Here is a 25,137-nt window from a genome sequence, read left to right on the forward strand (position 1 = left end):
GGCCCTGCTGTAAATTTCCTAGGCAGGACCACGAGATATGGCGGTGACTCGCAAAGAGTCGCACATCAGGATGAGGGCAGTAAGTGGCGCATAAGTCACATCTGAGGGCGGCATACGGGCCGTTTGCGGCCTTGGACCGGTGGCGGAGAACCCGCCGGGCGCGCAATATCGGCACCATCGGACTGGTTCTGCTGGGTCCGGTGCTGGCCTTGGCGACGTTTCTTATCATCGGCCCGCTGGGGCAGGGGGCCTCGTCCAGGTCGCTGCGGCTGATTCTGCTGGCCGACCTCGTTTACATCCTGACCATTGCAGCGCTGGTGATGGCGCAGATCGTGCGCCTGTTTGCAGCGCGGCGGTCGAAATCGGCGGGCTCCCGGCTGCACCTGCGGCTGATCGGGGCCTTTGGGTTCCTGGCGCTGATCCCCACTGTGATCGTCGCGGTCTTTGCGGTGCTGACCGTGAATGTCGGGCTTGAGGGCTGGTTCTCGCAGCGGGTGCGGCAGGTGATTGGCAGCTCGCTGGAGGCTGCAGAAGCCTATCAGTCGCAGCAGAAAGGTGATCTGACCGAGGATGCCCGAGCGCTGGCACGCTACCTCGACAGCAGCCGGTCGCGCAGTTTTTTCATCAACGATGCCGAACTGCGGCTGGTGCTGGCCCAAGGCCAGTTGCAGGTTCAGCGGGGACTGCGCGAGGCCTATATTGTTGACAGCGCAGGGCTGATCCGTGCGCGCGGCGAGCGGTCTTATGAGTTCGATTTCGAAAAGCCCAGCGAGCGGCAGCTCGGGGCTGCCCGCGAAGACGGTCTGCTGCTGATCGAGGACTGGGACAACAGCGAGTTTCGCGCACTGGTGCGGCTGGACGCTTTTGTCGACCGGTTCCTGTATATCAGCCGGGACGTGGACGGCGAGCTGCTGAACCTGCTGGATGACACCCAGGAAACTGCGCATCTGTACCAGCAGCTGGAAAGCGAACGGGGAAGGGTGCTGTTTGAATTTGCGCTCTTGTATATTGGGTTTGCGGTGATCCTGATCCTGGCCGCGATGTGGCTGGGCATGTGGTTTGCAGAACGGCTGTCGCGCCCGGTCGGGCGGCTGACAGTGGCGGCGCAGCGGGTCGGGGCCGGCAATCTGGATGTGCAGGTGCCGATTGAGGACGGCGGTGACGAGATTTCCCAGCTCGGCCAGTACTTCAACCAGATGACCCGGGAGTTGAAGGCCCAGCACGGCAGGCTCTTGGACAACACCCGCCAGATTGAACGGCGGCGGCGGCTGTTCGACTCGGTTCTGTCCTCCGTGACCTCCGGCGTGGTTGGCCTTGATGCTGACGGCCGGGTGACCTTCGTGAACCGCTCTGCCGAACGGCTGCTGGACTGGCAGGAGGATCAGCAATCGCTGGCGCTGGCCGTTGCGGTGCCTGAGTTCGGACCGCTGTTTGCAGAGCTGATCGAGACCGGTGCCGAGGTGGTACAGGAAGAGATCAAGGTGACCCGCCAAGGCCAGTTGGAGAACCTGCTGGTCAGAATGTCGCCGCGCCGCTCCGGCGAGGGCAGGCTGGAAGGTTATGTGGTGGCCTTTGATGATGTGACCGATCTGGTCAGCGCCCAGCGGATGGCGGCCTGGGGTGATGTGGCCCGCCGCATTGCCCATGAGATCAAGAACCCGCTGACCCCGATCCAGCTGAGCGCCGAACGCATCAAGCGCAAGTTCGCCCCCAAGCTGGGCGAGGAGAACAGCGATCAGCTCCAATCCATGACTGACGTGATCGTGCGCCAGACCAATGATCTGCGCAGGATCGTCGATGAGTTTTCGAAATTCGCCCGCATGCCGGAACCGGAACGGCGCGAGGAGGATCTGGTGAAACTGGTGCGGGACGCGGTGATCCTGCAGCAGCAGGGCCAGCCGGATGTCCTGATCAAGGCGGATCTGCCCAAGGCGGAGATGCCCTCGGATCTGGATGCCACCATGATTGGCCAAGCGCTGACCAATCTGATCAAGAACGCAGGTGAAGCCATTGAAAGCCTGCAGCAAAAGGGCGCTCCGGAGGGGCTGGTGCCGGAAATCCGGGTGTCGGTCCAACAGGCAGGCACTGCCTATGAGGTCCGGATTGCGGACAATGGCATCGGTCTGCCGGAAGACCGGGCGCGGCTGTTCGAGCCTTATGTGACCACGCGGGATGCTGGCACCGGGCTGGGGCTGCCGATCGTCAAGAAAATCATCGAAGAGCACGGGGGCACGCTGACGCTGGAAGATGCCCCGGTGTTCGAGGGACACGCGCATAACGGCGCAATGGCGGTGATCCGCCTGCCCGCCGCAGCCCAGAAAGCGGCGGCGCCTAACAAGAGCACAGTGAAAGCAGGTCTGACATGAGTGACATTCTGATTGTAGATGATGAGCGCGACATCCGCGAACTGGTCTCGGACATTCTTGAGGACGAAGGCTATGCCACCCGCAAGGCGGGCAGTTCCGACGAATGCATGGCACGGCTGGAAGAGTCCCAGCCGGCCCTGATGATCCTGGATATCTGGCTGAAGGACAGCCAGATGGACGGGATCGACATCCTGAAGGCGGTGAAGCGGGACACGCCGGATATTCCGGTGGTGATCATTTCCGGCCATGGCAACATTGAAATCGCGGTCGCGGCGATCAAGCAGGGCGCCTATGACTTCATCGAGAAGCCCTTCAACATCGACCAGCTGATGGTGGTGATCCGGCGTGCGATGGAAACCTCGCGCCTGCGCCGGGAGAATACCGATCTGAAGCGCAAGGACACCGGGCCGGCAGAGATGATCGGTACCTCTGCGGCGTTCCGCACCCTGACCAGCCAGCTCGACAAGGTGACGAAATCCAATGGCCGGGTGATGCTGACCGGCCCGGCGGGCAGCGGCAAGGAGATTGCAGCGCGCTATATCCACGCCAATTCAAACCGCGCCTCTGCGCCCTTTGTCACCGTGAACTGCGCCAGCATTGAACCGGACCGGATGGAAGAGGTTCTGTTCGGCCGCGAATCCTCGGAGCGCGGTGTGGAGCCGGGGCTGCTGGAGCAGGCGCATGGCGGCGTGATGTTCTTTGACGAGGTTGCTGACATGCCGCTGGGCACCCAGTCCAAGATCCTGCGGGTGCTGGTGGACCAGCAGTTCCAGCGGGTCGGCGGTTCGGACAAGATCAAAGTCGACCTTCGGGTGGTGTCCTCCACCAACAAGGATCTGGATGCCGAGATCGAGGCCGGCACGTTCCGCCAGGAGCTGTATCACCGGCTGAACGTGGTGCCGGTGGCGGTGCCCTCGCTGGCGGACCGGCGCGAGGATATCCCGTTGCTGGCGGGCCATTTCATCGCCCAGTTCAACGAGGCCCAGGGCCTGCCGTTGCGCGAGCTGACAGATGAGGCCGTGGCGCTGATGCAGACCATGCTGTGGCCGGGCAATGTGCGCCAGCTGAAAAACCTGGTGGAGCGGGTGCTGATCCTGGGTGACGGCAGCGGCCCGATTGAGGCCAAGGATCTGCCGCGCGAGGAAGAAAAGCCGCAGGAGGAAGGCCGGGTGGTGCTGTCCGGCGCGCTGGCGACCCTGCCGCTGCGCGAGGCGCGGGAGGCGTTTGAACGCGAATACCTGCTGACCCAGATCAACCGCTTTGGCGGCAACATCAGCCGCACGGCGTCTTTTGTCGGCATGGAACGCTCAGCACTGCACCGCAAGCTGAAGTCGCTGGGGGTGGTCACTTCCAACAAGGCGGGCGCCCGGGTGGCGCATGTGGAAGCCGAAGAAGAACAGGCCTAAGAATGGCCCCCGCGCGCCCGGAAAGCTCCGGGCGCGCTTTGGTATCAGAACAGGTCCTGGCGGATCGGGTTCAGTGCGAAATGGACCTGTGCTGCCAGTTGAAGCTGGCTGATGGCGTCCTCCGGAACCGTTGCGGGCAGACCAGCCTGGCGGGCCCAGTTGGCCAGTTCCCGGCGTGAGGCCGGGCCGAACTGGCCGTCAACGGCAATGCTGGAGCCGAGCCCGCGCAGGACGGACTGGGTAGCGGCGGCGACGTCAGCCGCGCTCATACCCGCCAGCAGCTCCCGTGCGGCGGCACGTGCATCCGGGTCGTTCAGCGCCATTGCTTTGCCGGCCCGCGCCGCAGCGGCATGGGCCGGAATGCGGTCTCCCAGCCGGTTCAGCGCAACCCAAGCACCGTTGGCGCCGCCCCAAGCGTCGCCGCGGGCAAGCCCCATGTCATACCATTCCAGCGCCTCGGCGGCATCGCTGCCGGGCAGATCGCCGTTCATGATCATCCTGCCGATCTCACCCGGGGCATGCGGATGGCCCAGCTGGGCGGCCTCGGCAAACAGCGCGCGGGCTTTTTCCTTGTCCACCGCCTTGCCAGCGCCGCCATCCCGGTAGACATAGCCCAGGTTGGCCGTGCCGTAGATGTCGCCGCGCCCGGCGGAGGCTTCCAGATAGGTCAGCCCGCGCTCCGGCTGCGCCAGTTCATCGCCGCTCCACAGGAAGAACACCCCCAGTTCGTTCAGCGCATAGGTATGGCCCAGTTCAACCGCGCGGCTGAGCAGGTCAAAGCCGCGCTGTTTCTCCTCCGCCGTTCCGTTCTTGCGCAGGAGCCGCTTGCCGCGGGCATGCATCGAAAACGGGTCGCCGGCCTCGATCCCCTTGTCCCACAGGGAAAATGCCTTGTCAGGATTGTAGGGGATCGGCACGGTTTCGCGGTCGACATTCGGCGTGACATGCAGGTAGGCGACCGCGTTATAGGCGCGGACATGGCCCAGTTCCGCTGCCTTCTCAAAGGCTTCGTAGGCCTCCATCAGGCGGCCCTGGCCCTGCAGGGCGCGGCCCAGCTGATAATGCAGCCGCCCGAGGTCTGGCGCCGCCTCGACGGCCTCGCGGCAGGCGGTTTCCGCTGCCTTGAGGTCGATTTCATTGGGAAAGCGGAACAGGCCGACGCCTTGCGGATCCAGCAGGTCGCCTGCTTCAAGATCGCATTGGCGGGCAATCATCTCCAGGTTGACGGTGACGTCGCGCACCGTGTCTGCCTGCGCCAGCCGCAGCACCATCCGGTCCTTGCGGACCTGGCCGCCGTCCTTGCGGGCGGGCAGCTCAGTCAGCTTGGGCGCATAGCTGAGGCTGAGGGCGCTTCCCTCTCCGGACCGCAGCGAGGTCACGCCTGCGGAGGGTGTCTCAACAATCGACACCTTGGTGCCGGCCTGGACGTAGGGGCTGATTTCCGGCGCCAGTTCCAAGGCCCGGCCAAGCGGCACTTTCAAAGACAGCTCTGCCGGGATCTGGTCGAGGCTGGCAGGAGCAGGTTCCGTGGTGGCCTCCGGCTCCGCTGCAGCGACATTCAGCGACCGTTCGGCGGGGCGCAGATATATCTTTTGCATCAAGGTGGAGCTTTCCCAGGGCACCTGGGTGTTGCCGGTGGCGCTGTAGACATCGCTGCGGATGGCCGCCAGCACGGTCATCGCGTCCTCATTGGGGTTGTCGGGAAAATGCCGCACGACAGAGGCAGTGTAGGGGCTGTTGCTGCCTGGCTCCCCATCCAGTGCGGTGGCGCCGGGGGAGGTGGAAAACGCCACCAGTGTGTTCAGCGGCGGGCGGAACACGTCAAAACCTTCGCGCGCCTCATAGAGCTGGGCACCGACCTCGGCGTTCAGCTTGGCCTGCGGCACCGGATTGTCGCGGCAGGAATCCAGCATCAGGATCTGGCTCCCGGCCTTGCCGCCCAGAATGGCGGACACGCGGTCCAGCGTCACCGATTGGAACGGCAGATCGTGAATGCCCGAAAGCTCCGCATCGCTGGTCAGCAGATAGTTACGCCGCCCCAGCTGGATGCCGTGGCCTGCGTAATAGAAAAACACCTGGCTGCCATCGCGGATGTTGAGCGCGGCCTGGCGCAGCAGCGCCTCAAAGCCGCGTTTGTCCAGGTCGTAGCCCTCGTAGACGGTATACCCGAAGGACTTGAGCATCCCGGCCATCGCCTCAGCGTCCTTGCGGGTATTGGTCAGATCGCTGACGTGGTCGTAATCCTGGATGCCGATGACGATGGCGGTTTCCGGGGCGGCACCCCGTTCGCTGGTTTCATAGGCCGCCTGCGCTGACGCTGGTGGCAGCGCAAAGGCCAGCAACGCGGCTGCAATCGCTGGATGAAGGGGGGGAAGGGCTGTCATGGCGAGGACAGGGGGTTAACCCCAGCCTCCGCCACCGCCGGAGCCGCCACCACCGCCGCCGGAGCCGCCACCACCGCCGCCGGAACCACCGCCGCCGCCGCCGGCACCAGCGCCGCCACCGCCCGGCGGGCCAACGGGTTCAATGGCTGGCGCCGCCGGTGCTGGAGCCGGTACAGGAGCAGTTGAAGTCGCGGACGCAGGCCGCGTGGCAGGCGCACTGTAGGTTGCGGGAGCAGGGGCCGGTGCGGCTGAAGGCGGCGGCGCTATCGGAGCCGTTGGTTCACAGGCCGCAGTGACGGCTGCCAAGGGCAGCGCTGCAAACAGGAAATGAATCCGCATCGGGTACCTTTCTCTATTGAGAATACTGGTTGCAAATAAAACAATCGGTGTTCAGCCTACTTGATCTTAGGCCGCAAATCAAAACTGTCCTGCCGCAAATTTGCCGCTCAGGTCCGCGGGGAGACTGGATTTCCTAGCCGCCGGTGCGGATGACAATGCTGCCATCCCGGTTCCGCTGCGCGCAGGAAGCTTCGCTCAAGGGGGCCAGCCGCGGCCCTGCGGGCACTGCCGCGTTGCGCTGGGTGCAGCGCTTCAGCGCAATTTGCTGATAGCCTTTCGAGGCCATGCAGGATTTTTCCAGCCGTTTGCGCAGGGGCTTGTTCACGTCGACTGTGTAAATGCCGCCGTCCACCCAGTATCCAGGCCGGTAGTAACACTTGCCGCCGTGGCAGACCTGCCTGCCCGGGTAGAAGACAGGGGGATGCTGCCGGATTTCATTTGCGACAGGGGCGTCTTTCAGTGCCTGGGTGGCGCAGGTCAGCTCATCACTTTGCAGGCGGGAAACCTCTGCCCCCTGCTTGTAGTAGACCGGCAGCGGTCCGCAGGCCGTTGCGAAGGCCAGCAAAACAGCGGCTGCCGTGACTGTCAAACTCCGTCGCATGGTGAAAGAATGGCCGCAAACTGAGGAAGTTACAATTAATTTGACCGTGAAAGCGGCATCTGTCATTCACATCGGACAAATCTCTGCCCGAAACTCCGCCAAGGGACATGTAAATGAAGGTCATTATCTGCGGCGCGGGCCAGGTCGGCTGGCAGATCGCCCGGCACCTGTCCGGTGAGCACAATGATGTCACGGTGGTTGACAGCAATGCGGAGCTGGTGCGGCGGGCGACCGACACTTTGGACGTGCAGGGCATTCACGGCTTTGCCTCTTATCCGGACGTATTGGACCGGGCCGGGGCACGGGATGCGGACATGATCATCGCCGCCACCCACTCGGATGAGGTCAACATGGTGACCTGCCAAGTGGCGCATTCCGTCTTCAAGGTTCAGCGCAAGATCGCGCGGCTGCGGGCCAAGAGCTATCTGACCGCGATTTATTCCGATCTGTACCAGCGCGAGCATTTGCCGATTGACGTAGTGATCAGCCCGGAGCGGGAGGTTGCCGCGGCGGCGATGCAGCGGCTGTCGGCGCCAGCCGCCTTTGATACCGAGACCTTCATGGGCGGCCAGGCGCAGCTTTTGGGCATCCAGATTGATGCCGAATGCCCGGTGGTAAACACGCCGCTGCGCCAGTTGACGGACCTGTTTTCTACGCTGCGTGCAATTGTGGTGGGGGTCCGCCGCGATGGAACCCTGTTTGCACCGGAGCCGGGCGACCAGCTGTTCGTGGGCGACAGCTGCTATGTGTTCTCGCATGTGGACGACGTGCCGCGCACCATCGAGGTGTTCGGCAAGAAAGAGAAACGCCAGGACCGGGTGGTTGTAGTCGGCGGCGGCAACGTTGGGCTGGAAGTGGCAAAGGCGCTGGAGGCCAGTACGTCCCGGATCCGGGCCAAGGTGATCGAGCGGGACCGCAAATGCGCCGAACGCGCCGCCGAGGCGCTGGAGCGCACAATCGTGCTGAACGGAGACGGTCTGGACCGCTCGCTGATGATCGAGGCGGGCATCGACAAGGCCGACGCGCTGCTGGCGGTGACCGACGACGACAAGGTCAACATGCTGGCGGCAGTGCGCGCCAAGGCCGAAGGCTGCCCGCTGGCAATTGCGCTGATCAATGACCCGACTCTGGTACCTCTGCTGCCGCACCTCGGGATTGACGCCTATATCAACCCGCGCTCCACCACTGTCAGCTCCATCCTGCGCCACATCCGCTATGGCCGGGTGCGGCAGGTCTACTCGCTGGGCGACGCAGAGGCAGAGATGATCGAGGCCGAGGTGCTGTCGACCTCGCCGATTGCCGGGCAGATGATCCGCGAGACGGACTTTCCCGAGGGCGTGCTGGTTGGCGGCATTCTGAAGGGCGGCGAGATGCTGCGCCCGTCGGGTGAAACCCGGATCGAGGAAGGCGACGTGATCGCGCTGTTTGCAATGGCGGACGACGTGCCCGAGGTGGAGCGGCTCCTGCAGGTGTCGATCGACTACTTCTAGCATGCGCCGCGTGGTCCAAGCCCCCATTGGCGTCCTGCGCCTGCCGCTGTTCCTGCTGATCTGGGGCATCGCTTCCTTGGCGATGTGGCTGCCGGCCATTCATGCGCTGGTGCTGGACGACCATCACACATCGCAGAGCTTTTTCTACTCCGGCCTGGCCGGGCTGATCCTAGTGGTGCTGATTGCCCTGTCGATGGGCAACCGGGTGCCGCGCTACGGGATGCCGGGGCAGCTTTTGTCACTGCTGGCGACCTTCACGGTTCTGCCGCTGTTCCTGGCAGTGCCGGTGCAGGATGCGCTGGTCAGCACCCGCTATGTGAATGCCTATTTCGACATGATCAGCGCCATCACCACCACCGGTGCCGATATCTGGGCCGATCCCGGCCGCCTGCCGCCCAGCGTGCACCTGTGGCGGGCCATGGTCGGCTGGATGGGCGGGCTATTGATGTGGGTAGCAGCCTCAGCCGTGCTGGCACCAATGTCGCTGGGCGGGTTCGAGGTCACCGCCAAGGGGGAGCCGGGCGGCGGCACTGCGGGGCCTGGCCATATGGAGCGGGCGGACCCGCGGCGCCAGCTGGTGCTTGTCACACGCACGCTTGCGCCGGTCTATGCCGGGCTGACGATGGTTCTGTGGCTGCTCCTGATGATCACAGGCGAGCAAGCGCTTGCAGGCCTTAGCCATGCGATGTCGGTGATGGCGACCTCGGGCATTTCCGCAACTGGCGGGGTCGAGAACGCAGGCAGCGGCATTGCTGGCGAGATGGTCATGTTCCTGTTTATGTTCTTCGCGCTGTCACGGCTGACTTTCTCCAGCGACACGGTGACATCCGGGCAGGGGCGGCTGGACAAGGACCCGGAATTCCGAACCGGTCTGCTGATCGTCTTTGGTGTGCCGCTGCTTTTGTTCCTGCGCCATTGGGTGGCGGCTTATGAAGTGGACGCAGGCGAGGATCTGCTGCAGGCGCTGAGGGCACTGTGGGGGACGGTGTTCACGGTGATGTCTTTCCTGTCCACCACCGGCTTCGAGAGTGTTCACTGGGAGGCGGCCCGCACCTGGTCCGGGCTGGAAACGCCGGGCATGATCCTGCTTGGGCTGGCGGTATTCGGCGGCGGCGTGGCGACAACGGCCGGCGGGGTCAAGCTGCTGCGGGTTTACGCACTCTACCTCAACGGGCTGCGCGAAATGGAGCGGCTGGTGCACCCGAGTTCAGTGAGCGGCGAGGGCGACCGCACCAAGCGGCTGCAGAAAAACGGGGCTTTTGTTGCCTGGATCTTTTTCATGCTGTTTGCCCTGTCGCTGGCGCTGGTCAGCACTGCGCTGGCCGCCGTCGGCTCCAGCTTCGAGCAGTCCCTTGTGCTGGCAATTGCCGCGCTGTCGACTACTGGCCCGCTGACCGAAAGCGCCAGCAGCACGCCGATTGTGCTGAACCTGCTGACCGACCCGGCCAAGCTGATCCTGTGTGTCGCCATGGTGCTGGGGCGGCTGGAAACCCTGGCCTTTATCGCGCTGCTGTCCCCGAACCTCTGGCGCAGCTGACCGCCTTGGCAGTGAAAAGTGTTTTTCGGGTGGAAACTTATATTTTCTTTGTTCATACTGAATTTTAACGTGCGTGCTGGTCCGCAGCGCGTGGCAAGAACAAAGGCGAGATAATAAAAATGGCTTCGGACAGACAGAATCTTCAGGATGCCTTCCTGAATCACGTTCGCAAAACCAAGGTTCCGGTTACAATCTTTCTGATCAACGGGGTCAAACTGCAGGGTGTGATCACCTGGTTCGATAACTTCTGCGTGCTGCTGCGCCGCGACGGACAGTCGCAGCTGGTCTATAAACACGCGATCTCGACCATCATGCCAGCCCAGCCGATCAGTCTCTATGAGGGTGAAGACTCCAATTGATGGAGCATGACAGGAAGCAGACCCGCGCCTGGGTCCTGCATCCGGAAATCAAATCAGACAGCGGGCGCCGCGAGGCTGCTCCCGCGCTTGAGGAGGCCGTTGCGCTGGCAGCGGCCTTGCCCGATCTTGAGGTGATCGGATCAAACGTGGTGCGCCTGCCCAAGGCGCATCCAGGAATGCTGTTCGGCTCCGGCAAGATCGAAGAGCTGGCAGGCATCCTGAAGGCGAATGAAATTGAACTGGTCCTGATCGACGGGCCGGTTTCCCCCGTGCAGCAGCGCAACCTGGAGAAGGCCTGGAAGGTCAAGATTCTCGACCGGACCGGGCTGATCCTGGAGATCTTCTCCGACCGTGCAGCGACGCGTGAAGGCGTGCTGCAAGTTGAAATGGCGGCGCTCAGCTATCAGCGGACGCGGCTGGTGCGGGCCTGGACCCACCTGGAGCGCCAGCGCGGCGGCCTGGGGTTTGTCGGCGGACCCGGCGAAACCCAGATTGAGGCTGACCGGCGTGCCATCGACGACCAGCTGGTGCGGCTGCGCCGGCAGCTCGACAAGGTGGTGAAGACCCGGACGCTGCACCGCGCCTCGCGCGCCAAGGTCCCCTATCCGATTGTGGCGCTGGTGGGCTACACCAACGCTGGCAAGTCGACGCTGTTCAACCGGCTGACGGGCGCTGAGGTGATGGCCAAGGACATGCTCTTTGCCACCCTGGACCCGACCATGCGCCGGGTGCAGATCCCCGATGGGCCGGAAGTGATCCTGTCCGACACCGTGGGCTTCATCTCGGACCTGCCGACAGAGCTGGTCGCTGCTTTCCGCGCCACGCTGGAAGAGGTGCTAGCCGCCGATGTGATCCTGCATGTGCGCGACATCAGCCACGACCAGAGCGAGGAGCAGGCAGAGGATGTGGAGGCGATCCTGACGTCGCTGGGCGTGGACGAAAACCGCGCCCGGATCGAGGTCTGGAACAAGCTGGACCAGCTGTCTGAGGAAGAGGCGGACGCGCGCCGTCAGCGTGCTGAGCGCGAGGAAGGCATCCATGCAATCTCAGCTTTGACAGGTGAGGGGCTGGACGGCCTGCTGGCCGACATTGCGGAGAAGCTGCAGGGCGTCCGGCACGAGGAGCTGCTGCAGCTTACCTTCGCGCAGGGCAAGCAGCGGGCCTGGCTGTTCAAGGAGGATCTGGTGCAGCGCGAGGAGCAAACCGAGACCGGGTTTGACATCACCGTGCTGTGGACCGACCGGCAGAAGGCCAAGTTCGAAAGGCTGTGAAGCTTGCACCATTCAGACAGAAAAACGGGCGCCGCAGCGCCCGTTTTTTTTTGCCCCGTTATTATTGGCGGGGGGTGATCCGGGTGATGCCGACAGCCGCGGCGCGGGCCAGTTCTTCGTCCAGCGACATCGGGATGTACTCGCCCCGGCGCCACAGCTGGGCCATGTCGTCATAGTAACGCGACAGCGGATGGCCGGACTGGCCGGTGGCGGTGATGAAGACAGAACTGTCCGGATCGGCAAAGTCATAGACCCCGCGGTAGCCGGCAGCGTGGATATTCTGGAACGGGTCGGGATCCTTGCCGGAGCTTTTACCGCGCTGCAGTGTGTTGTCGCCGCCGCTGGTGGACTGGCGGATGTTCACGAAATAACGCAGCAGCGGCACGTCGCCCAGCACCGCATGGTCCTGCACCGCCTGATGCGCATCCCCCCAGCGCAGGGATTCCAGCGCGTCGCCATAACGCTCCTCGATCCAGATGAGCGCGTCATCCAGTGCGAGGCGGGCCATGTCGGTGCAGCTCTCCTCCGGCGCGCTCTGGCGCACGTCGCACCAGGCGGCAGCACCGTCGACGTTGCGGAAGACGCGCTCGATGAACAGCGGCTCCACATGGCGGTAGGATTTGGCAACCGGTCCCAGCTCATCGGTGATCAGACGGGCCTGCAGCGCGCGCAGCCAGGCGGCATAGATCAGCGGCTCCGGCAGATGCTCGTTCATCTCGCCGTTCCACTCCGACAGCAGGGTCAGGGCGATTTGGCGCTGACGTTCGCGGGTGCCTGCGGGGGCAGCCTCGCCGGTGAACCACAGGTTTGCGCCGATCAGCGGCAGCAGGGTGCGCGCGGTGTAGGACACGGTGTCCAGCTGCGCCTCGATAAAGCTGTCGCGGGTATGCACCTCGCGGTTCTGCATCAGCTTTTCCCAGCGGTGGATGCGCTGGGTATCACCCCAGTCAAAGGAGACATGTTTGGGGAACGGGCGGTCGAGGATCTTGTTGTTGGTGTTGCCCAGGATGCCGCCGGCAGGGGCAACAAACTCTGGGTTTTCCGCATAGGGCGCCTGGCCCTGCCAGCGGTTCTCCGGGCGCCAGCCCTGGCTGGGCATCCGCCCTTTGCTTTGGTGGTCTGCGTGGCGCAGCGGGAAGGCGCCAACGGTTTTCAGCGCGACTGTGTCCTTGTCCGCCAGCGTCAGGTTCTGCGCCGGGGCAACAAAATCTTCGCCTGCGATGATCGCCTCCTGCACAGAGGCGCTGCGCATCAGACCGATGGTCGCGCTCATCGAGGTGTCCCTGGGGCTGAGCACAGTCCAGCCGAGCGACACCACGTGGCCGGGCGGGGTGATTTCCGCCAGGTTGAACATGGAACCGGGCAGCACCGGGCCGTTGTCGGTCCAGCGCAGGGTCAGAGTGACGGGGGCCTCGTCCTTGATCTTGATGATTGAGGGGCGGGTGACGAATTTCTTGTAGCCGTCAACGCTCAGGTATTCCTGCGGATTTTCGGGGTTCAGCTTTTCGATGAACAGGTCCTGATCGTCCATGTAGGAGGAGGTGACCCCCCAGCCCAAAGTGTCGGAGCGGCCGGTGATCACCGCCGGAATGCCGGGGATGGTGCCGCCGATCACACCACCGGTGCCCAGCTCCAGCCGCGCCAGATACCAAACACCCGGAGCGCTGAGGCCGAGGTGCGGGTCGTTTGCCAGCAGCGTTCCGCCCGCTGCCGAGCGGCTGGGCGCGGCGGCCCAGGCGTTGGAGGCGCCAGCGAGACCGCGCGGGGCAACCGGGAACAGAAGACTATCATTTCCTGAGGGCTGCGAAGCCGCAAATTGCCGGGCGCCCGGTACCAATTCGGCGTATTCGGGCAGGGCGGTCACGCCTTTGCCGGGAGCGTCCGGCAGGATGTCCCGGATCCGGTCCGCATCATTCAGCGCCAGCGAGGTGCGGGCGCGCAGGATCTCTTCCCGCATATGGCCCGAAAGCTGCAGCGCCATCAGCTTCATGATCGCGATGCTGTCGGCAGGCTGCCAAGGGGCTAGCGGCATCTGAAACAGGAACATTTCCGGCGCGCCGCGGCCCAATGCGTCCTCGTTGATCTCCAGCAGCCGGGCGTTCACACCGTCGGCATAGGCCTTGAGCGCGGCCATCGCCTCAGGCGACTGCACCTCCACCGACTGCCGCGCCAGATTGTAGAGATCGAGGCGGCGCAGGTAGGTGTCGGTCTCCACCGTGCGGGTGCCGAAGATTTCCGACAGGCGTCCCTGTGCCGTGCGCCGCATCACTGCCATCTGCCACAGACGGTCCTGCGCGTGGGCGTAGCCTAGGCCGAAATAGACATCTTCATCACTGGCACCGAAGCTGCCGAAGATATGCGGGACATTGGCGTTGTCGCGCACGATTTCGACAGGCGAAGAGAGGCCGGGCAGGGCCAGTTCCTTGTTGTATTCGGGCAGCGACTGCGAGGCGAGGTAATAGACCAGTGCGGCGGCCAGAACGCTCAGCAGAATCAGGCCCGCAGCAAGGCGCAGCAGCCAGCGGAAAAGAAGTCCCATCAGCGGTTGTTTTCCCTTGGGTTTTTGTCATTTCCAGCCGCATGGCAGATTGCGCCCCGCGGCGGCGGTGGTAGGGTTGGCGCCAACATATGCGAAGACAGATCAGGGGAAAAGCAGATGGCAAAAATCGCGTTTCTGGGGCTTGGCGTCATGGGCTATCCGATGGCGGGGCACCTGCAGGCCGCGGGCCATGAGGTCACCGTCTACAACCGCACCGAGGCCAAGGCCAAGGCCTGGGCCAAGGAGCATGGCGGCCACTTTGCGGCGACCCCGCGGGCAGCGGCCTCAGGCGCAGAGTTCGTAATGGCCTGTGTCGGCAATGACGACGACCTGCGCTCGGTCTGCCTGGGCGCGGACGGGGCCTTTGCCGGCATGGCCAAGGGCACGGTCTTTATCGATCACACCACGGTGTCGGCCAAGGTCACGCGCGAATTGTACGGCGCTGCGGCGGAGCAGGGGATTGCCTTTGTCGATGCGCCGATTTCCGGCGGCCAGGCAGGGGCGGAAAATGGCGTGCTGTCCGTCATGTGCGGCGGTGACGAAGACGCCTATGCCCGCGCAGAGCCGGTGATGAACACCTATGCCAAGATCTGCCGCCGCATTGGCGACAGCAGTGCCGGGCAGATGACCAAGATGTGCAACCAGATAGCCATTGCGGGCCTGGTGCAGGGCCTGAGCGAGGCGCTGCATTTTGCAGAAAAATCCGGCCTGGACGGGCGCGCCGTGGTTGAAGTGATCAGCCAGGGCGCCGCGGGCAGCTGGCAGATGGTGAACCGGCATGAAACCATGCTGGACGATCATTTCGACCATGGTTTTGCGGTGGACTGGATGCGCAAGGATCTGGGCATCTGCATGGATGAGGCAAACCGCAATGGCGCCAGCCTGCCGGTGACGGCGCTGGTGGATCAGTACTATAAGGACGTGCAGAAGATGGGCGGCGGGCGCTGGGACACCTCGTCGCTGTTCAAGCGGCTGCGCAAGCTGGACGGCTGACATGAAAGTGGCCTTTCCAATTGGAAAGGCCATGCCTCCGGCGAGGATATTTCAAGCCAGAAGAAAAGGCGGGTTCTGCCGCCTGTTTCCGCTTAGGGAATGATACGGGTGTATTTGGTGCCTTCCAGGGTGGCACCCACACGCAGGCCCGCCTGGGCAAAGACCACGGCCAGCACCGGCGAGGTCAGCGTATTGGTATCGGCCCGCAAAGACTCGCCTTCGTTCATGATGACAAACTCGGCATCGGCGCCAGCCGCCCAGCCCTGCGAGCGGCGGAAGCCGGACAGCGCGTCCTGGGTCATGAAAAACAGCACGTGGGCGTATTGCTGGGCGCCGATTTGAATGCCGGCGTTGCCCTTATAGGTGGCGTAGTAGTCGACGGTCACATCATTGATCCGCAGCGCACCGCGGCCATAGGCGCCGCCAAAGACAAAGCCCGCCTCAGTCACCAGCGGCATCACCAGCATGCCGGAAGCCTTGTCCGCCAGGGTGCGGGTATTGGGGTACTGGTTGTACATGTGGTTCAGCGTGGCATCGACACGGGCGTCGATGGTGGCTGCGTTTGTGTTGCCGACGCCGTTGCCGCAGGCGGCAGTCACGCCTGCGCCGGCCAAAGCGGTCAGGGCAAAACCGCGGCGGGTCATGCGGGTAGAGGAATTATCGCTCATTTTTCAGGTGCCTGTAATGAATTGCTCCAAGGCCGGTTTGGTCCGGCTCTGGGCAGGGTTATACGCGGAAAACCGCTGCCTGTCATCCGCTGCAAAGGCAGATATTGGCGGCTTCCCGCTGAAGTGATCATCACGGCCTGGCTTGGGGGCTCAGCCGTTCAGCAGACGCGCCGCGGCGGGAGCGAAGTAAGTGAGGATGCCGTTGCAGCCGGCGCGCTTGAAGGCCATCAGGCTTTCCATCATCACCTTTTCGCCATCCACCCAGCCGTTTTGCGCCGCGGCCTGGATCATCGCGTATTCACCGGAGACCTGATAGGCGTAGGTCGGCACGCCAAAGGCCGATTTCACCCGCTGGCAGATGTCCAGATAGGCGATACCGGGTTTGACCATAACCATATCGGCGCCTTCCATCAGGTCGCGTTCGATCAGCCGCAGCGCCTCGTCGCTGTTGGCCGGGTCCATCTGATAGGTCTTCTTGTCGCCCTTCAGCGCGCCGGAAGCGCCGACCGCATCGCGGAACGGGCCGTAGTAGGCTGAGGCGTATTTGGCAGAATAGGACAGGATCGCCACATTGTGGTGTCCGGCTTGCTCCAATCCGGTGCGCATGGCGCCGATGCGGCCGTCCATCATGTCCGAGGGGCCGATGATGTCGGCGCCGGCATCGGCCTGGGCCAGGGTCATCTTGACCAGCGCCTCGACGGTGGCGTCGTTGACGATTTCGCCATCCACCACATAACCGTCGTGGCCGTTGATATTGTAAGGATCGAGCGCCACGTCGGTCATCACCGCGATCTCCGGCGCCGCATCCTTAATGGCGCGGATGGCGCGGTTGGTCAGGTTGTCCGGGTTCCAGGCCTCGGCGCAGTCCTCGGTCTTGAGCGAGGCATCGGTGTAGGGGAACAGACAGATGGCGGGAATACCCAGTGCCTGGGCCTCCACCGCCGCCTCGGCAATCCTGTCGACCGAACGGCGCATTACGCCCGGCATTGAGGCAACCGGCTCCTCCTGGCCTTCGCCGTCGCGGACAAACACCGGCCAGATGAAATCAGACGGGGTCAGGGTGTTTTCCTGCACCAGGTTGCGGATCGCCTGGCTGGCACGGGTGCGGCGCAGGCGGGCGGCGGGAAAGGGCGCGACGGTGGGCTTCATGGCGGTCTCTCGTTTTGGCTGGCCCATGGGTGGCATGGAAGCCGCCCCGGGAACAAGAGGCACATTCGCCGCGCCGGGAAACTTGTGCGCCCTGCGGGCTTGCCTGCGGGCCCTTCCCGGTTGATATAGGGCCGGTTACAAGAAAAGGCCCCAAGGGCCGGCAGCGGCAGACGGGGGCTTGAGTGGATCTTCTCGAAATTATCTATGAGATGATTGACCTGCGGTCTTTCTCCAACCTGTGGTACTGGATTTCGCTGGCTGTCCTGTGGTCCTCTGCCAGCCATTGGATTCTGGGCGTTCCTTACGACATGGTCTACCGGGCGCGCCGCCGCGGCGGCCAGGCGGAGCGGGACCTGGAGGATATCACCCGGGTCAACGTGAACCGGATGCTCTATATCGCTGAGGTCTCGGGGCCGTGGATTGTGGCGCTGGCCTGTTTCGTGCTGTCGGCACTGGCGACGCTTGGGTTTGTGTATCTGATGGAGATCGCCCAGGCGGTGTTCCTGCTGGCCTTTCCGATGTCGGTTGTGGGGCTGATCAGCTTTTTCACTGCCCGCCGGATCGCGCGGGAGCAGGCCGCGGGGGAGGATCTGCGCAGGCGGCTGGCGTTTTGCCGTCTCTACATTCAGTTTGTCGGAACGGTCTCCATTCTGGTCACGGCGTTCTGGGGGATGTACCAGAACCTGGCAATCGGAGCCCTGTAAGACCCGGGGCCATCCCGGAGGAAGTCCCGGAAAGGAAACCGTATGGCACAGCGTGCAATCACCATGGGCGGCGCGCCCGAAGGGTTTGACGCCCGGCTGATCCTGAAGGAAGTGCAGAAATCCGGCGCGCCGGTGCTGCATGTGGCCCGCGATGACAAGCGGATGGAGGCGATGCGCGCGGCATTGGCCTTCTTTGCGCCGGATATGCCGGTATTTGTGTTTCCGGGCTGGGACTGCCTGCCCTATGACCGGGTGTCGCCCAATGCCGATATTTCGGCGGCGCGGATGGCCGCGCTGGCCGCGCTGGTGCACCAGATGCCCAAGCAGTTCGTGCTGCTGACCACGCTCAATGCCGCCAGCCAGCGGGTGCCCGCGCGCGAAGTGCTGCGCGAGGCGGCCTTTACCGCCCGGGTCGATCAGCGGGTGGATGAAGATGCGCTGCGCAACTTCCTGGTTCGTATGGGGTTTTCCCAAAGTCCCACGGTGATGGAGCCGGGCGACTATGCCATTCGCGGTGGTATCATCGACATTTTCCCGCCGGGCGAAAGCGGCCCGGTGCGGCTGGACCTGTTCGGCGATGTGCTGGATGGCGCCCGCCGCTTTGACCCCGCCACCCAGCGCACCACCGAAAAGCTGGAAGTGGTGGAGCTTGCACCGGTTTCCGAGGTGATCCTGGACGAGGCGGCGATCACCCGGTTCCGCCAGAACTACCGGATTGAGTTTGGCGCGGCTGGCACTGATGATCCGCTCTATGAGGCCGTCAGTGCAGGGCGAAAGCACCAGGGGATCGAACACTGGCTGCCGTTCTTTCATGAGAAGCTGGAAACGCTGTTCGACTACCTGCCGCAGGCGACTGTCACGCTGGACGATCAGATGACGCCCGCGCGGCTGGCGCGCTGGGACAGCATCGAGGACCAGTACGGCACCCGCAAACACGCCTTGGAGCAAAAAGGGCGGATCGACACAGTCTATAAACCGACACCGCCGGGCTTGCTGTATCTGGATGATGCGGCATGGGAGGCGGCAGTTTCGGACATGCGGGTGGTGCAGTTCCATCCGCTGCCCCAGGCCTCCGGTCCCGGTGTGGCGGATGCCGGCGGGCGTATCGGACGCAATTTTGCGCCGGAGCGGCAACAGGAAAACATAAGCCTTTTCGGTGCCTTGGCGGCGCACATTAAGGCCCGGATGCAAGAGGGGCCGGTCCTCATCGCCTCATACTCTGAAGGCGCGCGGGAACGTTTGACCGGGCTGATCGAGGATGAGGGATTGGCTGAAGCGATTCCGGTGATGGATGGCACCCGCATCGGCAAATCCGGCCTGCATCTGGCGGTTTGGGCACTGGAACACGGGTTCGAAGCCCCGGACATGACAGTGATCGCAGAGCAGGACGTGCTGGGCGACCGGCTGATCCGGGCACCGAAGAAACGCCGCAAGGCAGAGAACTTCCTGACCGAAACCCAATCGCTCAGCCCCGGCGATCTGGTGGTGCATGTGGACCACGGCATTGGCCGCTACAAGGGGCTGGAGGTGGTGACCGCGGCGGGCGCGGCGCATGAATGCATCCTGCTGGAATATGCCGAACAGGCGAAGCTGTACCTGCCGGTCGAAAACATCGAGCTTCTGTCCAAATACGGCCACGAGGAAGGCTTGCTGGACCGGCTCGGCGGCGGCGCCTGGCAGGCCAAGAAGGCCAAGCTCAAGGAACGCATCCGCGAGATGGCGGACAAGCTGATCCGCATCGCTGCGGAACGCGCCCTGCGCAAGGCACCGGTGATGGATCCGCCGCCGCACGCGTGGGAGGAGTTCTCGGCCCGCTTCCCCTATCAGGAGACCGACGACCAGCTGCGCGCCATCGAGGATGTGATGGAGGACCTGCACTCCGGCCAGCCGATGGACCGGCTCATCTGCGGCGACGTCGGCTTTGGCAAGACAGAGGTGGCGATGCGCGCGGCCTTTGTCGCCGCAATGTCGGGCCTGCAGGTGGCGGTGGTTGCACCAACGACTCTGCTGGCGCGCCAGCATGCCGCGTCTTTTGCCGATCGGTTCCGCGGTTTCCCGTTGCAGGTCAGGCAGTTGTCGCGCTTTGTTAGCACCAAGGAAGCCAGCCAAACCCGCGAAGGGCTGGCCAAGGGCACCGTCGACATCGTGGTCGGCACCCACGCGGTGCTGGCCAAGAACATCAAGTTCCAGAACCTCGGCCTGTTGATCATTGACGAGGAACAACACTTTGGCGTGGCCCATAAGGAGCGGCTGAAGCAGCTGCGCAGCGACATCCATGTGCTGACGCTGACGGCAACCCCGATCCCGCGGACCTTGCAGCTTTCCCTGACCGGGGTACGCGACCTGTCGATCATCGGCACGCCCCCGGTGGACCGTCTGGCAATCCGCACCTACGTCAGCGAATTCGATACCGTTACGATCCGCGAGGCACTGTTGCGAGAGCATTACCGCGGCGGGCAGAGTTTCTATGTGGTGCCGCGCATCACTGATCTGCCAGATGTCGAGGCGTTCCTGAAGGCGCAGCTGCCGGAGCTGACTTACGTGGTGGCGCACGGGCAGATGGCGGCGGGGGAACTCGACGACCGGATGAACGCGTTTTATGACGGCAAATACGATGTGCTGCTGGCCACCACGATTGTCGAAAGCGGCCTCGATATTCCGACCGCCAACACCATGGTGGTGCACCGGGCTGACATGTTCGGCCTGTCGCAGCTATACCAGATCCGCGGCCGCGTCGGGCGCTCCAAGACCCGCGCCTATGCCTATCTCACCACCAAACCGCGCCAGCGGTTGACCCCGGCGGCAGAGAAGCGGCTGCGGGTACTCGGATCGCTCGACACGCTGGGCGCAGGCTTCACCCTCGCCTCGCAAGACCTTGATATCCGGGGTGCCGGCAACCTTCTGGGTGAGGAACAGTCCGGCCAGATGCGTGACGTTGGCTATGAGCTCTACCAGTCGATGCTGGAAGAGGCGATTGCCAAGATCAAGGCGGGTGAGATGGAGGGCCTTTCGGATGCCGACGAGCAATGGGCGCCGCAGATCAATCTGGGCGTTCCGGTGCTGATACCCGAGGATTACGTGCCGGATCTGGATGTGCGCCTGGGCCTCTACCGCCGCCTGTCGTCACTGTCGACCAAGGTAGAGCTGGAAGGCTTCGCCGCGGAGCTGATCGACCGTTTCGGAAAGCTGCCCAAGGAAGTGAACACGCTGATGCTGGTGGTCCGGATCAAGGCGATGTGCAAACGGGCAGGCATCGCCAAGATGGACGGCGGGCCGAAGGGCGCGACAATTCAGTTCCACAACGACAAATTTGCCTCGCCGCAGGGCTTGGTGGAGTTCATCCAGGGTCAGAACGGCCTGGCCAAGGTGAAGGACAACAAGATCGTCGTGCGCCGCGACTGGAAGAAAGATGCCGACAAGATCAAGGGCGCCTTTGCTATCGCACGCGACCTGGCGGAAAAGGTCGTGGCCGAGAAAAAGAAGGCGAAGGCTTGAATTTAAGCGCCAAGGAAATTCGAATTTCCTTGGCAAATTTCTTCGCAAGAAATTTGCTCAGCCGCAGCAGGGGGTGGGCGTCATCGCTGCCTGAGCACAGAAACAGGAGGCGCCCACGGCCCGGTCAGCCCGCGCCAGCGCCAGGTCCAGCTGCTGTTTAATGTGCCTGATTTCAACACTTTCGCCGCGGGCCTTCAGGCAATCATGCAGCCCCTTCAGGCTCCAGATATTGCCAGGATGCACAGAGGCGCGAGACAAGGTATCGTCCAGCCCAAGGTCCGCGCGATAGACGGCCTCGGCTTCCTCAGCGTGGCCCTGTTCGAACAGCAGCGCCCCCAGCGCGTGGCGGGTGGGCTGCATCCAGCCCCAGGGTTCGTCATAGGGCAGGTTGTCGTCCAGCTCCGCCGAGCGGCGCAAATGGGCAAAGGCCGCGTCATAGTTCTGCTTTCGGTATTCAATTTCCCCGCGCAGCATTTCTGATGCGATTTCAAGCAAATCACTGACTTTGTTATTATGCAGCCGTCGGCTGCCCGGCACCCGGGACTTGGCTGCCAGAAACAATTGCTCCTCCGCCTCGGCCTGTGCCACCCGGCCCGTCGCGGCATAGGCGATGGCACGCGCGTAATGGGTGTTGGCTGTCAAGGTGCAGTAAAGGTCCTGATCTTCCGGCAGCTCCAGCGCCATCGCCTCCTCCCAGCGCCCGAAGCGGACCAGGATATGCGGGTGCATCGCCAGGTAGCTCTCAAAGAAATCCGCGATGGGCGGGCTTTCGACCAGCAGCATTTCCGGCGGGGTGGTGTCCAGAATGCCCTGATTGGCCGCCAGCGCCGGTTCCAGCTGGCCCAGGAACATCGCGCCGTAGATCACGAAATGGTAGTTGTGCTGGCGGTATCCGGTGTAAATGTTGAAGGCGCCTTCGCGCTCATAGAATTTCAGGTCCGCCTCGATCGCCTTCTGGTTCCAGTAAACCACACTGCGGTAGTCGCCGCACAGCACGTCGATATGGGTCGGCATATGCACCAGATGGCCCGCGTCAGGCACCAATGTGCGCAGGGCGTCCGCAGCCTTCAGCGCCTTTTCGGGCGCGGGCGACATCTCCATCAGATGCACATAAAGATGCAGCAGCCCCGGGTGCTGCATCGCCGCCGGATCACTGTCCAACGCCCATTCCAGCACCTCCTGCGCTTCCAGCGTGGCTGCACCTTCGGCGGGCAACCCGGTTTTCAGGTCCCACATTTTCCAGGGCGTCAGGTTCAGCAGGCTCTCGGCATAGACCGTGCGCAGGTCCAGATGATCCGGGCAGGCGGCGAAGGCCGCGCGCATCGCATCGGCAAAGTCATAGTCCCAGGCGTGCATGTCCTCACCCGGCTCGCGCTGGGGATAGCGGGTCTGTATGGCGCGGATCAGCAGTTGTTCGGCCTCTGTACAGCCTTCTACGCAGGCCAGGGCGGATTGCGCCGCGTCAAAGGCTTCGGCCAGCGCTTCGGCCCGGCTTTTGGCGTCGCGCAGATCCCAGGGCAGGTTGTAATTCGGACCGGCCGCATAGGCAGCACCCCAATGGGCCATGGCGCAGTCCGGGTCGTGTTCCAGCGCGCGGCGAAAGCAGGCGATGGCTTCTTCGTGGTTGTAGCCATAGGTCCAGACCAGTCCCCGGTCGAACCAGAGCTGCGCCACAGGCGAAGCGGTTGTCACCTGGCAGGAATAACTGCCGAGATCGTAATCATAGCCCATGAAGAACCTCCCCCGTTTCAGGGGAAAGTTATGCAGGGGGCGTTATCCGGGCAAGGCTGTTATTCAGCGGGAAGCCGCGCCTCAGCCTTGGCCATCTGCAGCATCAGCAGGAACGCGATACAGGCCATGATCAGCAGTCCTGCCGCCAGCGGCACCAGCGAGCCGTCAAACAGCAGCCCGACAGGTGCGGCAACGGCGGCAGCCAGAACTGTCGAGATCGCCCCGATCACCGAGGCCGCCATGCCGGCGATATGGCCCATCGGCTCCATTGCCATGGCATTGAGGTTGCCGACCGTGGTGCCCACCATGAAGAAAACGCTGGCTTGCCAGGCCACAAACAGGCCGAACATCCACGGGTCCGGCAGGCTCCAGCCGCTGATCAGCAGCATCGCGCCGGTGATCAGGATCTGGGCGGCCAGCGAAACGGTGACGATACGGCGCATACCGATCCTGACCACGATAGCCGCGTTCAGCAGGCTGGCGGTGCCGGAAATTACCGCGACCAGCCCGAACCACAAGGGAAAGCTGTCCGCGCGGCCAAAGATGATGTCGTAAACCGGCTGCACCATGGTCAGCATGGTGAACAGCATGCCCAGGCAGAGCGTCTGCACCATGATCGACAGGCGCACCGTCGGGTGAGTGAGCATCTCCTTGACCGCGGCCATCAGCAGCGGCGCGCGAAAGGCTCGGCGGTCGTTTACGGCCAGCGTCTCCGGCAGGCGGAGGCTGGTCCACAGCACAATGATCGCTGCAAACAGGGCAAACAGCAGGAAGATGGCACGCCAGCCGGACAGGGCGATAATGCCGGCCCCCATCAAGGGGGCAATGGCCGGAACAATCATGAAGATCATCATTGCAATCGACATCAGCCGGGCCATTTCGCGACCGGAATAAAGGTCGCGGACAACGGCAACGCCCACAATCCGCGGGCCGGCAGCACCGATCCCCATTAGCACGCGGGAGATCAGCAGAACCTCCAGCGAGGGCGACAGCCAGGCGGTCAGCGCGGCGAGGACATAAAGGGCGCATCCCGCAGCCACCACCGGCTTGCGGCCAAAGGCGTCCGACAGCGGACCGGTAAAGAAAGTGCCAAGCCCCATGCCCAGCACAAAGGACGTCAGCACCAGCTGCGCGCGGTTTATGTTGTCCGGGCTGAGCGTCTGGCCAATTTCCGGCAGGGCAGGCAGCATGGCGTCGATCGACAGCGCAATGGTGGCAAACATCATCGCAATCAGAGCGATGAACTCAGCCTTGGCCATGCCATGGGCCGGGTTGTGAGCCTGGGATTGGGACATCTGAAACCTCTAACAGCTCTTCAGATGGATCCGGGGAATGAGGCCGGTCTGGGAGCTGTTCGGTTCCGCTACCACAATCCTTCCTGCCGTGCTAGCGCCCGGCTGCACAGGTTGCTGTGCATAGTTGCGATGCTAAGTAATTTCCGCCCGCCTATTCGGTCTCTGCGGCCTTCAACTGCTGCAGGATGTCTTCAATCACCTGTTTCCACAGCTCCGGCGGCTGAGCGCCTGGCACTGCGTGCTGGTTGGCAACGATGAAGGTCGGGACCGAACTCACGCCCATTTTGCGGGAATGGGCGTCGCGGTCGCGGATGGCTTGCACATCGCTGTCGCCTTCCAGCAGGCGGGCGGCGACGTCCGCTTCCATGCCTGCCTCTTGCGCGACCTGCGCCAGAACTGCGTGGTTGCCGATATCCTTGGCGTCGACGAAATAGGCCTTGAACAGCCCATCAACGACCTTTGTCTGCTTGCCCTCAACCCCGGCCCAATGGATCAGCCGGTGCGCGTCCAGCGTGTTCGGGGTGCGCTGCATGGCTTCGAAATTGATCGTCAGCCCGGCCTTCTCGGCGTGCTCCACCACTGGGGCATAGGCCTTTACCGCACCCTCCTTGCCGCCGAACTTGCGCTCCAGGTATTCGCGCCGGTCCATGCCCTCGCGCGGCATGTCGGGGTTCAGCTGGAACGGGTGCCACTCGATGACAAACGGATGATCCGGCACCTCCGCCAGCGCCTTGTCCAGATGGGTCTTGCCGATATAGCACCAGGGGCAGATCGGGTCGGACAGGATGTCGAGCTTGACGGCGGGCATTT

General features: G+C 63.4%; 18 protein-coding genes. 9 read left to right on the forward strand and 9 right to left on the reverse strand.

Translation table 11 applies throughout. The annotated features are described in order from the left end of the window. Positions 1–83 precede the first annotated feature (83 nt). A complete protein-coding gene (locus RA24_RS15875; RefSeq protein ID WP_039192816.1) occupies positions 84–2,366 on the forward strand; it encodes a sensor histidine kinase NtrY-like in 2,283 nt (760 codons plus the stop codon). Beyond that, on the forward strand, positions 2,363–3,772 hold the full coding sequence (ntrX, locus tag RA24_RS15880; RefSeq protein WP_039192820.1) for a nitrogen assimilation response regulator NtrX: 1,410 nt from the start codon (positions 2,363–2,365) through the stop codon (positions 3,770–3,772). The genes RA24_RS15875 and ntrX overlap by 4 nt, the downstream gene beginning before the upstream one ends. Positions 3,773–3,816: 44 nt before the next feature. Here ntrX and RA24_RS15885 read toward each other — a convergent pair whose 3' ends face one another. From RA24_RS15885 to RA24_RS15890, 3 genes are all read right to left on the reverse strand, one after another. Next, a complete protein-coding gene (locus RA24_RS15885; RefSeq protein WP_052269612.1) occupies positions 3,817–6,156 on the reverse strand; it encodes a caspase family protein in 2,340 nt (779 codons plus the stop codon). Continuing rightward, positions 6,153–6,299, reverse strand: a complete 147-nt coding sequence (locus tag RA24_RS22550) for a hypothetical protein (protein WP_193747140.1) — start codon at positions 6,297–6,299, stop codon at positions 6,153–6,155. Before RA24_RS22550 ends, RA24_RS15885 begins: the two co-directional genes overlap by 4 nt. A 329-nt stretch (positions 6,300–6,628) precedes the next feature. Then, positions 6,629–7,096 (reverse strand): hypothetical protein, encoded by a 468-nt coding sequence (locus tag RA24_RS15890; RefSeq protein WP_029204818.1) that lies wholly within the window; start codon positions 7,094–7,096, stop codon positions 6,629–6,631. A gap of 113 nt (positions 7,097–7,209) precedes the next feature. Here RA24_RS15890 and trkA point away from each other — a divergent pair, with 113 nt between their 5' ends. The 4 genes from trkA to hflX all read left to right on the forward strand — a co-directional run bounded on the left by trkA (position 7,210) and on the right by hflX (position 11,753). Further along, entirely contained in the window at positions 7,210–8,586 is a 1,377-nt protein-coding gene (trkA, locus tag RA24_RS15895) for a Trk system potassium transporter TrkA (protein WP_039192826.1), read from the forward strand. 1 nt (position 8,587) lies between these two features. Continuing rightward, on the forward strand, positions 8,588–10,123 hold the full coding sequence (locus RA24_RS15900; RefSeq protein ID WP_039192829.1) for a TrkH family potassium uptake protein: 1,536 nt from the start codon (positions 8,588–8,590) through the stop codon (positions 10,121–10,123). Between the two features lie 119 nt (positions 10,124–10,242). Further along, positions 10,243–10,482, forward strand: a complete 240-nt coding sequence (hfq, locus tag RA24_RS15905) for an RNA chaperone Hfq (protein WP_005611588.1) — start codon at positions 10,243–10,245, stop codon at positions 10,480–10,482. Continuing rightward, positions 10,482–11,753, forward strand: coding sequence for a GTPase HflX (gene hflX / locus RA24_RS15910; protein ID WP_039192832.1), 1,272 nt, complete (start codon positions 10,482–10,484; stop codon positions 11,751–11,753). The genes hfq and hflX overlap by 1 nt, the downstream gene beginning before the upstream one ends. Positions 11,754–11,814: 61 nt before the next feature. Here the strand turns inward: hflX and RA24_RS15915 are convergent, their stop codons facing one another. Next, positions 11,815–14,292 (reverse strand): penicillin acylase family protein, encoded by a 2,478-nt coding sequence (locus RA24_RS15915; protein ID WP_039192834.1) that lies wholly within the window; start codon positions 14,290–14,292, stop codon positions 11,815–11,817. Positions 14,293–14,316: 24 nt separating this feature from the next. Here RA24_RS15915 and RA24_RS15920 point away from each other — a divergent pair, with 24 nt between their 5' ends. Then, on the forward strand, positions 14,317–15,285 hold the full coding sequence (locus RA24_RS15920; RefSeq protein ID WP_275041216.1) for an NAD(P)-dependent oxidoreductase: 969 nt from the start codon (positions 14,317–14,319) through the stop codon (positions 15,283–15,285). Positions 15,286–15,377: 92 nt separating this feature from the next. On the opposite strand, the gene RA24_RS15925 is transcribed toward RA24_RS15920, so the two are convergent. Both RA24_RS15925 and hemB read right to left on the reverse strand, forming a co-directional pair. Continuing rightward, positions 15,378–15,953, reverse strand: coding sequence for a lipid-binding SYLF domain-containing protein (locus tag RA24_RS15925; RefSeq protein WP_019296230.1), 576 nt, complete (start codon positions 15,951–15,953; stop codon positions 15,378–15,380). A gap of 150 nt (positions 15,954–16,103) precedes the next feature. Next, positions 16,104–17,102: a porphobilinogen synthase gene (hemB, locus tag RA24_RS15930; protein ID WP_039145827.1), complete on the reverse strand. Its 999-nt coding sequence runs from the start codon at positions 17,100–17,102 to the stop codon at positions 16,104–16,106. Positions 17,103–17,284: 182 nt separating this feature from the next. Between hemB and RA24_RS15935 the strand changes: the two genes are divergently transcribed. Then, entirely contained in the window at positions 17,285–17,806 is a 522-nt protein-coding gene (locus RA24_RS15935) for a hypothetical protein (protein ID WP_019296232.1), read from the forward strand. A 42-nt stretch (positions 17,807–17,848) separates the two neighbouring features. Then, on the forward strand, positions 17,849–21,301 hold the full coding sequence (mfd, locus tag RA24_RS15940; protein WP_039192839.1) for a transcription-repair coupling factor: 3,453 nt from the start codon (positions 17,849–17,851) through the stop codon (positions 21,299–21,301). 57 nt (positions 21,302–21,358) lie between these two features. Here mfd and RA24_RS15945 read toward each other — a convergent pair whose 3' ends face one another. The 3 genes from RA24_RS15945 to RA24_RS15955 all read right to left on the reverse strand — a co-directional run bounded on the left by RA24_RS15945 (position 21,359) and on the right by RA24_RS15955 (position 25,135). Then, entirely contained in the window at positions 21,359–23,032 is a 1,674-nt protein-coding gene (locus tag RA24_RS15945; protein ID WP_039192841.1) for a tetratricopeptide repeat protein, read from the reverse strand. A 59-nt stretch (positions 23,033–23,091) separates the two neighbouring features. Further along, a complete protein-coding gene (locus RA24_RS15950; protein WP_082020375.1) occupies positions 23,092–24,327 on the reverse strand; it encodes a multidrug effflux MFS transporter in 1,236 nt (411 codons plus the stop codon). A 151-nt stretch (positions 24,328–24,478) separates the two neighbouring features. Next, complete coding sequence (locus RA24_RS15955; protein WP_039192844.1) at positions 24,479–25,135, reverse strand: DsbA family oxidoreductase; 657 nt, start codon at positions 25,133–25,135, stop codon at positions 24,479–24,481. Positions 25,136–25,137 lie beyond the last annotated feature (2 nt).

It is taken from the genome of Leisingera sp. ANG-M6 (assembly GCF_000813905.1).
Taxonomy (GTDB): domain Bacteria; phylum Pseudomonadota; class Alphaproteobacteria; order Rhodobacterales; family Rhodobacteraceae; genus Leisingera.

What these genes read in the sequence shown, in the direction of transcription:
- ntrX (WP_039192820.1), top strand. Translation starts at nt 2,363, where the DNA reads ATGAGTGACATTCTGATTGTAGATGATGAGCGCGACATCCGCGAACTG.
- RA24_RS15885 (WP_052269612.1), bottom strand. Translation starts at nt 6,156, where the DNA reads ATGACAGCCCTTCCCCCCCTTCATCCAGCGATTGCAGCCGCGTTGCTG.
- RA24_RS15890 (WP_029204818.1), bottom strand. Translation starts at nt 7,096, where the DNA reads ATGCGACGGAGTTTGACAGTCACGGCAGCCGCTGTTTTGCTGGCCTTC.
- trkA (WP_039192826.1), top strand. Translation starts at nt 7,210, where the DNA reads ATGAAGGTCATTATCTGCGGCGCGGGCCAGGTCGGCTGGCAGATCGCC.
- RA24_RS15900 (WP_039192829.1), top strand. Translation starts at nt 8,588, where the DNA reads ATGCGCCGCGTGGTCCAAGCCCCCATTGGCGTCCTGCGCCTGCCGCTG.
- hfq (WP_005611588.1), top strand. Translation starts at nt 10,243, where the DNA reads ATGGCTTCGGACAGACAGAATCTTCAGGATGCCTTCCTGAATCACGTT.
- hflX (WP_039192832.1), top strand. Translation starts at nt 10,482, where the DNA reads ATGGAGCATGACAGGAAGCAGACCCGCGCCTGGGTCCTGCATCCGGAA.
- RA24_RS15915 (WP_039192834.1), bottom strand. Translation starts at nt 14,292, where the DNA reads ATGGGACTTCTTTTCCGCTGGCTGCTGCGCCTTGCTGCGGGCCTGATT.
- RA24_RS15925 (WP_019296230.1), bottom strand. Translation starts at nt 15,953, where the DNA reads ATGAGCGATAATTCCTCTACCCGCATGACCCGCCGCGGTTTTGCCCTG.
- hemB (WP_039145827.1), bottom strand. Translation starts at nt 17,102, where the DNA reads ATGAAGCCCACCGTCGCGCCCTTTCCCGCCGCCCGCCTGCGCCGCACC.
- mfd (WP_039192839.1), top strand. Translation starts at nt 17,849, where the DNA reads ATGGCACAGCGTGCAATCACCATGGGCGGCGCGCCCGAAGGGTTTGAC.
- RA24_RS15945 (WP_039192841.1), bottom strand. Translation starts at nt 23,032, where the DNA reads ATGGGCTATGATTACGATCTCGGCAGTTATTCCTGCCAGGTGACAACC.
- RA24_RS15950 (WP_082020375.1), bottom strand. Translation starts at nt 24,327, where the DNA reads ATGTCCCAATCCCAGGCTCACAACCCGGCCCATGGCATGGCCAAGGCT.
- RA24_RS15955 (WP_039192844.1), bottom strand. Translation starts at nt 25,135, where the DNA reads ATGCCCGCCGTCAAGCTCGACATCCTGTCCGACCCGATCTGCCCCTGG.